Origin of the sequence: Flavobacterium faecale (assembly GCF_003076455.1) — a bacterium.
In the GTDB taxonomy this organism is placed as follows: domain Bacteria; phylum Bacteroidota; class Bacteroidia; order Flavobacteriales; family Flavobacteriaceae; genus Flavobacterium; species Flavobacterium faecale.
Genome location: NZ_CP020918.1, coordinates 2771884 through 2784505, shown reverse-complemented (window position 1 = coordinate 2784505; position 12622 = coordinate 2771884). Strand labels below are relative to the sequence as shown.

Annotated in this window: 14 protein-coding genes and 1 tRNA gene; 12 read left to right on the top strand and 3 right to left on the bottom strand. The window is 36.1% G+C overall.

Translation table 11 applies throughout. The features are described 5' to 3' along the window. Nucleotides 1-60: 60 nt before the first annotated feature. Nucleotides 61-294 (bottom strand): helix-turn-helix domain-containing protein, encoded by a 234-nt coding sequence (locus tag FFWV33_RS11970; protein ID WP_108741110.1) that lies wholly within the window; start codon nt 292-294, stop codon nt 61-63. Between the two features lie 780 nt (nt 295-1074). Between FFWV33_RS11970 and FFWV33_RS11965 the strand changes: the two genes are divergently transcribed. Then, nucleotides 1075-1159: transfer RNA gene (locus FFWV33_RS11965), tRNA-Ser, on the top strand. A gap of 154 nt (nt 1160-1313) precedes the next feature. Here the strand turns inward: FFWV33_RS11965 and cydB are convergent. Both cydB and FFWV33_RS11955 read right to left on the bottom strand, forming a co-directional pair. Continuing rightward, nucleotides 1314-2390, bottom strand: a complete 1077-nt coding sequence (gene cydB / locus FFWV33_RS11960; protein ID WP_108741109.1) for a cytochrome d ubiquinol oxidase subunit II — start codon at nt 2388-2390, stop codon at nt 1314-1316. 96 nt (nt 2391-2486) lie between these two features. Next, nucleotides 2487-3818, bottom strand: coding sequence for a cytochrome ubiquinol oxidase subunit I (locus FFWV33_RS11955; RefSeq protein WP_108741108.1), 1332 nt, complete (start codon nt 3816-3818; stop codon nt 2487-2489). Between the two features lie 179 nt (nt 3819-3997). Here FFWV33_RS11955 and FFWV33_RS11950 point away from each other — a divergent pair, with 179 nt between their 5' ends. The 11 genes from FFWV33_RS11950 to FFWV33_RS11900 all read left to right on the top strand — a co-directional run bounded on the left by FFWV33_RS11950 (nt 3998) and on the right by FFWV33_RS11900 (nt 12581). Beyond that, on the top strand, nt 3998-5419 hold the full coding sequence (locus tag FFWV33_RS11950; RefSeq protein WP_108741107.1) for an MBL fold metallo-hydrolase: 1422 nt from the start codon (nt 3998-4000) through the stop codon (nt 5417-5419). A 324-nt stretch (nt 5420-5743) separates the two neighbouring features. Beyond that, on the top strand, nt 5744-5944 hold the full coding sequence (locus FFWV33_RS11945) for a YgaP family membrane protein (RefSeq protein ID WP_108741106.1): 201 nt from the start codon (nt 5744-5746) through the stop codon (nt 5942-5944). Nucleotides 5945-6071: 127 nt separating this feature from the next. Then, nucleotides 6072-6461: a DUF202 domain-containing protein gene (locus FFWV33_RS11940; RefSeq protein ID WP_108741105.1), complete on the top strand. Its 390-nt coding sequence runs from the start codon at nt 6072-6074 to the stop codon at nt 6459-6461. After that, nucleotides 6454-7254, top strand: a complete 801-nt coding sequence (locus FFWV33_RS11935) for a methyltransferase domain-containing protein (protein ID WP_108741104.1) — start codon at nt 6454-6456, stop codon at nt 7252-7254. The genes FFWV33_RS11940 and FFWV33_RS11935 overlap by 8 nt, the downstream gene beginning before the upstream one ends. 12 nt (nt 7255-7266) lie before the next feature. Further along, nucleotides 7267-7473 (top strand): hypothetical protein, encoded by a 207-nt coding sequence (locus tag FFWV33_RS11930; protein ID WP_108741103.1) that lies wholly within the window; start codon nt 7267-7269, stop codon nt 7471-7473. Beyond that, a complete protein-coding gene (gene trxA, locus FFWV33_RS11925) occupies nt 7466-7768 on the top strand; it encodes a thioredoxin (RefSeq protein WP_245891500.1) in 303 nt (100 codons plus the stop codon). Before FFWV33_RS11930 ends, trxA begins: the two co-directional genes overlap by 8 nt. Before the next feature lie 246 nt (nt 7769-8014). Beyond that, nucleotides 8015-8623, top strand: coding sequence for a TetR/AcrR family transcriptional regulator (locus FFWV33_RS11920; protein ID WP_245891497.1), 609 nt, complete (start codon nt 8015-8017; stop codon nt 8621-8623). After that, nucleotides 8620-9870, top strand: a complete 1251-nt coding sequence (locus tag FFWV33_RS11915; RefSeq protein WP_108741100.1) for a TolC family protein — start codon at nt 8620-8622, stop codon at nt 9868-9870. The genes FFWV33_RS11920 and FFWV33_RS11915 overlap by 4 nt, the downstream gene beginning before the upstream one ends. A 1-nt stretch (nt 9871) precedes the next feature. Continuing rightward, nucleotides 9872-10750 (top strand): HlyD family secretion protein, encoded by an 879-nt coding sequence (locus FFWV33_RS11910; protein WP_108741099.1) that lies wholly within the window; start codon nt 9872-9874, stop codon nt 10748-10750. An 87-nt stretch (nt 10751-10837) separates the two neighbouring features. Further along, complete coding sequence (locus FFWV33_RS11905) at nt 10838-11734, top strand: ABC transporter ATP-binding protein (RefSeq protein WP_108741098.1); 897 nt, start codon at nt 10838-10840, stop codon at nt 11732-11734. 112 nt (nt 11735-11846) lie between these two features. Beyond that, the gene (locus FFWV33_RS11900) at nt 11847-12581 is read left to right on the top strand and encodes an ABC transporter ATP-binding protein (RefSeq protein ID WP_108741097.1); all 735 of its coding nucleotides are present in this window, start codon (nt 11847-11849) and stop codon (nt 12579-12581) included. Nucleotides 12582-12622 lie beyond the last annotated feature (41 nt).

Below are 12622 nucleotides of genomic sequence, written 5' to 3'. Positions count from 1 at the left end.
AACCACCTACAATCAAAAAGTAATAAACGCTTTTCAATAGCATCGCCACTATAGAGCACCTTATTTTACCTCATTAAAAAACATAGAAACATCAAATTTCAGAATGAATTCTGGCGAAACGCCCAATACTTTTGCAATTTCAATCAGTTTGGATACCGTCAAGTCAACGTCTCCCCTTTCGATCTTGCCATAGCCGCTCATGCTCATGTTTAAATCGGCCGCCACATGTTCGCGCGTTAGATTTTTTAATTCTCTTATTTTCCTAATGTTTATGTACACCTTCGTTTGACTCATAAAAATAATTTTATTGCTTTATCTTCCTATGTTGCAATGCCTTCAAATTTTTAATACTCAAGAAAAAAGATTTTCTGATGTCCAAATGTACTAAAAATACCTGATTAAGGATAAAATATCCTTAAAATACTTCATTATTTTGAACTCAAAATAAACAAAATCAGGTATTCCAATAAAATTTAACTTCGAGATTTCAATCCTCCTGTTTTAATTCCAAAAAACAATGAATACTGCAACTAGAGTACAAAGTTTGCAAAATTAGTGGGAAATTAGGATTACTACTGCTTATAAAAAAAAGAATCAGACCAATGGTTTAATAAATCGGACTACAAACATCCTTTAAACTCATGAAGATAGAAAAAAATGAAAAACAACTTTATGTACTACTAGAAAATTAGTATTTATTGTAGCTACATTTATGAATAAGTAAACTAAAAAGGTATTGGCAAAAACATTAAAATAAACCCAATTAATAAATTAAACTCTGCATTACATAGATTCTTTTTCGATTATAAAAATACCGAATTGTGCTCTATAATTGATTTAAAAAGAAAATAGCATTCGAACCTTAGTCATTACCTTTCTTCACCTCTATTATTAGCACTAAATTGAATGCTTACTTATGTAGAAGAAACGAATACCGTATCCTCTCTACAGCTTCTACTAGCCTCTAAAATCCCTAATCTAAATTATTTATTCAAAATAAATTCAATTTAGGTTTGTAATGTCAAAAAAAGGTTTAAATTTGCACTCGCAATCAGATAATGATTGTCGCTCACTGGAGAAATGGCAGAGCGGTCGAATGCGGCAGTCTTGAAAACTGTTGACTGTCACAGGTCCGGGGGTTCGAATCCCTCTTTCTCCGCTCAAAAGCCCGAAACGAAAATTTCAGGCTTTTTTTATATCTCTATTTAAAGTAACAGCTCAACCTCACTACAAAATAGTACTTCACAAAAAAAGCCTTAACAGTACTGCTAAGGCTTAAAATATATTTTGGATAAGATTAAATGGATTTCTAATTAATGCTCCCCATATCCTACATCGTCCATTTTACCGCTGAAAACTTTGTATTGAATAACAAAATAGGTAATTACCAAAACGAAGGCAACTGCAAACCAATATACACCTACCGATAGTGCGTAAGGCTCATTGGCAACATTATAAATCGTCAATGATGGATTAACCGAATTCGTAGACGGTAAAACTTCTGGAAAAATAGAAGCCGTTGTAGATGTAAATCCGCCCACAAGGAAAAGTGTTGAAAATATAAAACCTGTTCCATCTTTTTTAAAGCTTCGCACTTTGAATAATCCAAACAATCCTATAAAGGTGATTAATGGGAAAATAAACAAAATAGGATTATCTATGAAATTATGAAAAGGCTTTTTCTCAATAATATGCCAAACTGATAACGAAATGATTACCAGTGCAAGCAGCACAAAATTTAGTTTATAAATCACCTCTTTTAGTTTTGGATTCAAATCTGAATTGGTTTTGTATATGATCCAGTTCCCGCCATGAATCATCAAAGCGACAACACTAACCACTCCCAAAAACAACGTAAACCAGTCTATAATCCCTAAATCTGAGCTTTGCGGACTGAAAGAGGAGTTCCATAGTGGTAAAAAGAAATAATGTGCCTCTTGTGTAGAAACACCATTTGTAACCATACCAAGGTTTACACCACGTACTACATTCCCTAATGCCACGCCAAAAAACAAGGCCAACAATAAACTTGCAATTCCAAAGGCTTTGTCCCAAACTGCCTCCCACATGGGGTGGTGAAACTGCCCACGCAATTCGAGTCCAACAGCTCTAAATATTAATAACCACAAAATCATGATCAGTGGCAAATAAAACCCACTAAATGAAGCTGCATACAAGGTTGGGAAAGCATAAAACAAGATTCCACCTCCTGCAATTAACCATACCTCATTGGCATCCCAAAAAGGACCGATTGAATTGGTAATCGCTTTTTTATCTTTTTCTGTTTTAGCAAAAAACAAATGAATTATTCCTGCTCCAAAATCATAACCGTCCAGAACCACATAAGTTCCTAAAATGACGATTAACACCACATACCAAAAGAATTCCATATCGCTATTTTTTATATTAGTAAGTTCCCGACAGATCGGGATTAATTCGAATAAATTGCAATCAAAAATTATTAATATTCAATCACAAATCCCATTTTACTTTTCTGTAGGTTCTGGTCCTGTGTAAATAATTTTCCCGATCAAAATCGCAAACAACATTCCGAGTAAAGCATACAAACCTACAAAGCCCATAAGTGTGAACAGGGTATTACCGGAAGATACCGTTGGCGAAGCACCATCTGCCGTACGTAATAAGTTATAGACCAACCAAGGTTGGCGCCCCAGTTCGGCAGTATACCATCCAGTTATGTTTGCAATATAAGGGAAAGGCATCATAAACATAAACGACCATAACAACCATTTGGTTTGAAATAATCTACCTCTAAGTAACTGAAAAATGGCCAACAATGTCATTCCGATAAACAGCGTACCTAATCCCACCATAATATGATAAGCGTAGTAGAGTCCCGAAATATTTGTTGGATGGGTATCCTCTGGATATTGATCAAGACCTTTGACCTCGGTATCCCAGTTTCCGTAGGTTAGAAAACTCAATACGTTGGGAACAGCAATTTTATTGTCCAGTTTTTTATCTTTCACATCGGGTTGCCCAATAAGGACAATCTCTGCTCCTTTTTTATCTGTATGAAAAATACCTTCCATGGCCGCAAAAGTTACCGGTTGGTGTTTAACTACATTTTTAGCTAACAAATCTCCCGTTGGCATTGCAACGATTAAACTTGAAATTAACCCAAAGATAACTCCTGTTTTCAAAAATAATTTTCCGTAGGAAACATTGCGATTGTTCAGTATGTAGAATGCTCCAATTCCTGCAACTACAAACGAACTCGTCACCATAGACGCTGCTTGATTATGAAGGTACGATGGCCACAACCACACATTGGTAAACAAAGCACTAAAATTAGTAAGGACAAATTTCCCGTTTTCTAGCACCTCATATCCTACAGGATGTTGCATCCAAGAGTGAGTAGCAATAATTAGGTATCCACTTGCCCATGATCCCAAGCAAATAAGCAGTCCAGTTACAAAATGCCAGCGGTGTCCTAAAATTTTTTCGCCAAAGAGGAACATTCCCAAAAAGGAAGACTCTAAGAAAAAAGAAAACATTCCTTCCATCGCTAATGTCTGACCGATGATACCTCCCGTTAGTTCGGAAAACTTGGCCCAGTTGGTACCAAATTGAAACTCCATCGGAATCCCTGTAACGACTCCCATTGCAAAATTCAATGCAAAAATTCGCATCCAAAAATGAGTGGCCTTGTTATAATGTGGATCGTTGGTCTTTAAAAATCTGTATTTAAAATAAACTACAATTAACGAAAGTCCCATTGTCAATTGCGGAAATAAGTAGTGAAAAGTTATGGTAAACGCAAACTGCATTCGATCATAAAAGAGCATTTCTTCCATAGGAAAGGTTTTTTAATATTGCCACAAATTTAACCCTTACAGACTAAAAACCCTACTTGAACAATAGCTAAATTTGATTTATTTTCAATTTCAAAATTATTTTAGCTTGTGTAACTTTAGTCACTATAAACCTAAAAATTCAACTGTATCTTTGTAGTAATTAGTAAAACAACTATATCATGCAAATCGAACAAATATATACCGGCTGTCTCGCACAAGGAGCATATTACATCACTTCAAATGGAGAAGCAGCAATCATTGACCCATTAAGAGAAACACAACCCTACCTTGATCGTCTAGAACGTGATAAAGTAACTTTAAAATATGTTTTCGAAACTCATTTTCATGCAGATTTTGTATCTGGCCATGTAGATTTGAGCGAAAAAACAGGGGCTCCAATTGTGTATGGTCCTAATGCAAATCCAGAATTTGATGCTATTATTGCTACTGATGGTCAGGAATTTAAAATTGGAGATATTACCATCAAAGTGCTTCATACCCCTGGACACACAATGGAAAGCAGTACTTATTTGTTAATCGACAAAAACGGAAAAGAACACGCTATATTTTCAGGCGACACCTTGTTTATTGGTGACGTAGGACGCCCCGATTTGGCTCAAAAAGCGGCTTCGATGACACAAGAACAATTGGCTGGAATCCTTTTTCACTCCTTGCGTGATAAAATCATGACTTTGCCAGACGATGTGATTGTTTATCCTGCACACGGAGCCGGAAGCGCTTGCGGAAAAAACATGAGCAAAGAAACTATTTCGACCATTGGCAACCAAAAAGAAACCAATTATGCGTTGAGAGCCAACATGACCGAAGCCGAATTTATTAAAGAAGTTACCGATGGTTTGCTACCTCCTCCTGCTTATTTTGGAATGAATGTAGCCATGAACAAACAAGGATACGAAAGTTTTGACACGGTACTTAACAACGGAATGCAAGCGATAAAAGTAACAGATTTTGAATCGGTTGTAGAAAATTCTGGGGCCTTAATTTTGGACAGTCGTAATGATCAAAACTTTTCTGAAGGATACATTCCGCAATCTATAAATATTGGTATCGACGGAAGCTTTGCACTCTGGGTTGGTGAACTAATCATTGATGTAAAACAGCCCATTATTTTAGTAACAGAACCCGGCCGAGAAGAAGAAACCGTGACACGACTAAGCCGAGTAGGTTTTGATAACATCGTAGGACATCTAGAAGGTGGATTCGAAGCATGGAAAAAAGCAGCTAAAGAAATTGATACCGTACACAGAATCAATGCCACTACGTTTGAAAAAGAAGTCGAAATTGGCAAAAGCAAAGTAATCGATATTCGAAAAGAAAGCGAATACAAAGCAGAGCACCTTGAAGATGCTTACTTGAGACCTCTTGCCAACATCAACGATTGGATTGAAACAGTAGATACCAAAGAACATTTCTATCTTCATTGTGGAGGTGGTTACCGATCAATGATCGCCGCTTCGATTTTGCAAGCACGAGGTTTTAGAAACTTTACAGAAATCGCTGGTGGTTTTGCTGCAATTGCAAAAACCGATTTACCAAAAACTGATTTTGTATGCCAATCCAAAGTTTTGAAAACAGAATAAAATAACTGGGCGTGACCCGCCAAAACCACAAATCGTGGTAGGCGGGTCGGGCTATCCGTTTCAAGTCCTCAACAAGTTTCGCTAGCGCTACACTTGTTTCCGTGCTTTACTCCCGAAACTTCGGGACTATCCCTCACGCAAAAAAAACAGTTCGATTACGACTTTTGTATAATTACCTGAAATAATTTGCAATAGATTAAAAAGAAATATGGTTAACTAGAATCTAAGATTTAAACTAAGTTTCTATACACTTCTTTTGTCTTTGACTTTAGATAAAAACTACACTTATACCCTAACAGCCCTCGGGCCTAAAACATCTATAACATGAAAAAAAACATGGGAACCACCGACAAAATCATCCGACTTATTATTGCTGTAGTAATCTCAGGATTGTATTTTACCGATATCATATCTGGTACCTTATCACTTATACTAATAGCAGTAGCAGTCGTGTTTATAGCTACTAGTTTCATAAGTTTTTGTCCACTATATGCCCCATTTAAAATCAATACGGGTAAAAAATAAAGGAATTTACCAACAAGTCAAACATGGATACTAGTAAACAATTCTAGTACTATTGCCTTCGATAAAAATTTTGAAAACGATTAAATAATATGTATTTTTAAATATCAAAAAATCAAAATACCAATCTATGAGTTTTCTATCTAAATTATATTTTTGGAAATGGTTTAATTTAGGTTCAAAACAAAAACCTGAAAAAACCATTCCAAAAACAAACAAAGTTGCCGAAACTTTAAAAAAAGATTTGATCCTTCGGGAACGCCTTGCACTGCAGCGTACTATTTTGGCCAACCAAAGTACATTTTTGGCTTTTTTACGCACAGCAATGTATTTTTCTATAGCTGGATTAAGTACCCGCAATCTTTTGCAAATTGAAAGGAGTTTACTAATCGAAATTGTGTTTTACGGTACATCTCTATTTATACTCATATATGGAATAATCAATTTCTTTAGACATAAAAAAATGATTGAAGACAACAACAAACATATAGGAGATTACCAACTTGAATACTATGAATAAAACAGTCGCCCACTCAGCTGAGAAAATAGTTGACCAAGAATATTGGGATACACAATACAAAAACAACAGAACGGGTTGGGATTTGGGCTGTGTCTCTCCTCCTATCCAATCTTATATTGATCAATTACCAAATAAAGAGCTAGCTATTTTGATTCCTGGTTGCGGCAATACCTACGAAGCGGAACATCTTTTAAAAATCGGATTTACAAATATTACTGTTATTGATATTGCGCCAACATTGGTACAGAAGCTTGAAGAAAAGTTTCAAGACAATCCAAATATCACGATTGTTTTAGGCGATTTTTTCGAACATGAGGGAAAATATGATTTAATTATCGAACAAACCTTTTTTTGTGCCCTGCCACCAAAGCTTCGTCAAAGGTATGTTTGGAAGATGCACAGCCTTTTAACTAGCAACGGAATTCTAACTGGTTTGCTTTTCGATAAAGAGTTTGAATCAGGACCTCCATTTGGTGGGACTAAAGCAGAATATCAAATGCTCTTTCAACATGCTTTTGAATTTATAGTTTTCGAACATGCAAAAAATTCCATTAAGCCAAGAGCAGGATCAGAATTAGAAATTAGATTCAAAAAAAACAATGCTGTATTTGTGCAGTTATATAGTCCAAAAATTGAAAAAGAACTTGATGTTGAAGGCATAAAGACTAACCTTTTAAAACAAAACAAGATCTTAAATGTCAGTATCAGTATAGATCAAGCGTCTATATTGGTAGTAAGTAGCACAAGTATTGATGATTTTGATCTTGATACAATAGCTAATAGTCCTAAATAAAAAAAGAACACTATGAAAAATAGAATATTGAACAATTGGCACGCCATGCGATGGATACGTCTAGCGATTGCTGCCTTTATGATACAACAAGCCATACAATACCATGAAATGCTTTTTGGTTTTGTAGGTGCTTTTTTCCTATTTCAATCCGTATTCAACACAGGCTGTAGCCTTAATGGATGCGCAGTTCCAACTTATAAAAACAAATCAAATGAGTGATTTTCAATCCATTATTAATTCTGACAAACCCGTTTTAGTAGATTTCTTCGCAACATGGTGTGGCCCATGCAAAATGTTGGCACCCATATTAAAGGAGGTAAAAGATAATTTAGGCGACGGAATTTCGATCTTAAAAGTAGATGTTGACAAAAACCAACAATTGGCCTCGCAGTTGCAAGTACGTGGCGTACCTACAATGATTTTATATCAAAATGGTAAACAATTATGGAGACAATCAGGTGTTTTGCAAAAGAAAGACATCATGAATATCATTTTAGAAAAAACGAATAAATAACAAAAAAGAAGTGCTAATGTACTGTAGTTTGATGCATTATAAAAGTCTTGTATAAATAATTTAGACTCCACGTTATATCTATACTTCAAGTACATAATCAATCCTATTTTAATCCGGTAATCTAGATATAAATAACTGTATACCTGATAAATAAATTGCAAATTCAAGTAGAAATTTAAAAAAAAGTAACGCCAATTGCTTTTTTTTTCTACCTTTGTTAACCAAATGGTTAAACCATATAGTTTAATGAAAAAATTAGAATCCAATACTGAAGAAATTATTTTTGAAAGCGCCATGAAAGTCTTTCATAGAAAAGGATTGGCTGCTGCACGTATGCAAGAAATTGCAGATGTAGCAGGAATCAACAAAGCCATGCTACATTATTACTTTCGATCCAAACAATTGTTATTCGAAGCCGTTTTTAAAAGGGCTTTTATGCAGTTGGCACCGCAAATCCATCAAGTACTCAATTCGGATGTTTCTTTATTTGAGAAGATTGAAAACTTTACGAACACCTACATATCGTTTGTACTAGAAAATCGTTTTCTGCCAACATTTATTATTCAGGAATTAAATAACAATCCAGAATTTACGACCACTTTTTTTAGTCAAGCCGCATTGCCTAAACCAACAAATTTTTTGAAACAAATTGAAGAAGCCATTCAAAATGAAACCATCAGAACAATACAGCCAAAACAGCTTTTGATTGATTTATTTTCGCTCTGTATTTTTCCTTTTGTAGGGACTCCACTGTTACAAAAACTTTCGAACACAGAAGAAGAAGCCTACAATCAATTATTGGAGGAACGCAAAAAACATGTGGCTTCCTTTATAATTAATGCTATAAAAAAATGAAAAAATCAGTACTACTATTAATCGTCATGTCCCCTATTTGGGTATTTTCACAACAGAAAATTACATTGACATCGTGTTATGAACTCGCTGCCAAAAATTACCCATTGGCAAAGCAAACGGCGCTACTCCAACAAAAATCAACCTTTGAAATTGATGCGATGAACAAAGCCAAATTGCCAAAAATTGACCTTAACGCTCAAGCAACTTACCAATCAGCTGTAACACAATTGCCCATTAGTATTCCGAACATCACTATCACACCACTAAACAAAGACCAATACAGAGCCACAGTAGACGTTAACCAATTGATCTATAATGGCGGAATGATAGAGGCCAACTCCAAACTGAAAACGGCACAAACCCTTACCCAACAGCAACAAGTGGCGGTTAATTTGTACACGCTTAAATCTCGTATCAATTATTCGTACTTGATGATTTTATTATGGCAAGACCAAAATCTATTGTTGTTGGACAAAAAAAATACGATTGTCTCAAAGATTAAAGAAGTAAAATCGGCTGTGAAAAACGGTGCAGTATTGCCAGCATCTGAACAAGTATTGGAAGCCGAATTATTGAAACTAAAACAAGCCCTAACCGAAAATAGTTTTCAACGTACCAAAGAATTACAAAATTTAGCTAGTTTGACCAAAACTACTTTCGAAGTCAACACTGTTTTAGAAAAGCCAAGAACGATAGACAGCAACGGAACACGACCTGAAATCCAGTTTTTTGATTTACAACAAGCACAAATTGACGCTTCGAAAGAGGTGATTTCGAAATCTAATTTACCAAAACTTAACGCCTTTGGACAAGCAGGATACGGAAATCCTGGTTTGAATATGCTAAACAATTCTTTTGAGGGGTTCTATATCGTGGGATTAAAAATGAACTGGACTATTTTTGATTGGGACAAATCCAAAACTGACAAGCAAGCACTAGACATTGCCAAAGAAATAGTGTCGACCGATAAAGAAACTTTTGAAACCAACAACCAAATGCAATTGGCAGAACTCCAAACTGAGATCGAAAAAATGCTAATCATTATCCAAACGGATGACGAAATTATACAATTGCGCGAAAAAGTAGTGCAGTCGTCGGATTCGCAACTTCGAAACGGTGTGATTACGGCATCTGATTATGTTACCGAATTAAACCATCTTTTTGAGGCAAAAACCAATCAAAAAGTGCACGAGACGCAACTTGAACTTGCTCAAATAAATTATCAAACTACTAAAGGAATCAACTAAGATGAAAAAAAGTATCCTATTATTAACCGCTTTAGCCCTTGTTTCTTGTAACAAAAAAGTAAGTGAAGCTGATGCCTTCGGGAATTTTGAAGCTACAGAAGTGACTGTTTCTGCAGAAGCAAATGGAAAAATTGAATACCTGAATTTGGACGAAGGAATGCAACTCGAAAAAGAAGCCATAATTGGTCAAATCGACACTGTACAATTATACCTCAACAAGCAACAATTAATCGCATCCAAAAACACGATCAACTCCAAATCATCCAACGTTTTATCACAGCGTTCTGTGATTGAAGAGCAACTTAAAACAGCACGACTGGAGCAAAATCGTATCAACGCGATGTTCAAAGAAAACGCCGCTACAAAACGACAAGTGGATGAAATCGCGGGAAAAGTAAAAGTGTTCCAACAACAAATAAACAGTATAGCGACACAAAATGCCCCAATTGTAAGCGAAGTAAAATCGATTGATGTTCAGATTGAAAAAATCAACGACCAACTCAAAAAATCAAAAATTGTCAATCCTGTTAAAGGAACTGTTTTGGCACAATACGCCGAACCCAAAGAAATTACAGCCTTCGGGAAACCCCTGTACAAAATTGCCGATTTGTCTGAAATGACGTTGCGTGTCTACTTTAGCGAAACCCAATTATCGGCTATAAAAGTAGGTCAAGAAGTAACGGTTTCTATCGATCAAAAAGAAGGATTAAAAGCCTACAAAGGCAAAATATCGTGGATTTCATCGGCTGCTGAGTTCACGCCAAAAATCATCCAAACCAAAGAAGAACGAGTGAATTTGGTTTACGCTGCAAAAGTGCTAGTAAAAAATGATGGGAGTCTAAAAATCGGCATGCCAGCGGAAGTTAAATTAGCCCCCTAACCCCCAACTGGGGAATACAAAGAAATAAGAATTTAATACAACTACGCCTTCCAGTTGTTCCCCCTTCGGGGGTTAGGGGGCCTATATATGAGCATATCCATCCAAAACATATCCAAATCCTACAACAAAATCAAAGCTATTGATTCGGTTTCTTTTGAAGTCAATTCAGGTGAATTGTTTGGGTTAATAGGTCCTGATGGAGCTGGTAAAACAACTATTTTTCGTGTTTTGACTACACTCCTACTCGCCGACCAAGGTATCGCAACTGTTGCGGGTCTGGATGTTGTAACCGATTACAAAGCCATTCGGAATTCCGTTGGGTACATGCCTGGGAAATTTTCGTTATACCAAGATTTAACTGTTGAAGAAAACCTAACTTTTTTTGCCACAATTTTCGGTACAACCATCGAAGAAAATTATGAACTAATTGAAGACATATACGTTCAAATTGAACCCTTCAAAAAACGAAGAGCAGGTGCATTATCGGGCGGAATGAAACAAAAACTAGCCTTGTGTTGTGCTTTGATTCATGCTCCAAAAGTATTGTTTTTAGACGAACCCACCACAGGAGTGGATCCTGTTTCTAGAAAAGAATTTTGGCAAATGCTCAAGCGCTTACAGCAAAAAGGAATTACGATTTTGGTTTCTACTCCCTATATGGATGAAGCGTCGCTTTGTGACCGAATTGCATTAATCAAAAAAGGTAAAGTGCTAAAAATCGATACGCCGCAAGCCATCACTAGCAACTATGAAAAAGTAATTTACGACATTCAATCCAAGAATACCCATGGATTAATTCATGATTTAAAAAGTTATCCTACTCATTATAGTGTATATGCTTTTGGAGAATTTATTCATTATATCGATAAAAGAGAAGATTTCGATCCAATATTTTTGAAAGAGTATTTAGAAAGTAAAGGTCATACTGATATTATTATAAAAAAAGCGGTAACCACTACTGAAGATGTGTTTATGGACCTTTAATAGAGTTAGGAGTTTTGAAGTAAGAGTTATGAGTTACTGTCCTAATAAAATTTGTGAAATCATATAAAGCACTTCATTCGTGCCAATTTGTGTAATTCGTGGCTAAAATAAAATGAAACAAGAAAAAATAATACAAGTCGAAAACCTAACCAAAAAATTTGGCGATTTCACCGCCGTCAAAGGCATTACTTTTGACGTGTACAAAGGCGAAATTTTCGGGTTTCTTGGTGCTAATGGCGCGGGGAAAACTACGGCTATGAAAATGTTAATCGGGATTTCCAAACCAACAGCTGGAACTGCTATTGTCGCTGGATTGGATGTTGCCACGCAAGCCGACTTAGTCAAAAGAAACATCGGCTATATGAGTCAAAAATTTTCTTTGTATGACGATTTGACCATCAAAGAGAATATCACTTTTTTTGGTGGCATCTACGGTTTGTCTCGCAAACAAATTAAAGAAAAAACAATACAATTGGTAACCGAATTGCAAATGCAAAACGTAGCCGATAATTTGGTTGCCTCCTTGCCGTTGGGTTGGAAACAAAAATTATCGTTTTCGGTGGCCTTATTGCACGAACCAAAAATTGTGTTTCTAGATGAGCCAACCGGCGGAGTGGACCCCATTACCCGACGACAGTTTTGGGAAATGATTTATACACAAGCCCACAAAGGCACCACCATATTTGTGACCACACATTACATGGACGAAGCCGAATACTGCGACCGTGTGTCCATCATGGTCGATGGCGTGATCGAAGCTTTGGACTCACCCAAAAATCTAAAACAAAAGTATAAAGTGGATTCCATGAACGATGTGTTTTTGAAATTGGCTAGGAATATTGAGTAATCCCCCTAGCCCCCGAAGGGGGAACTACCTATATTGTAGAT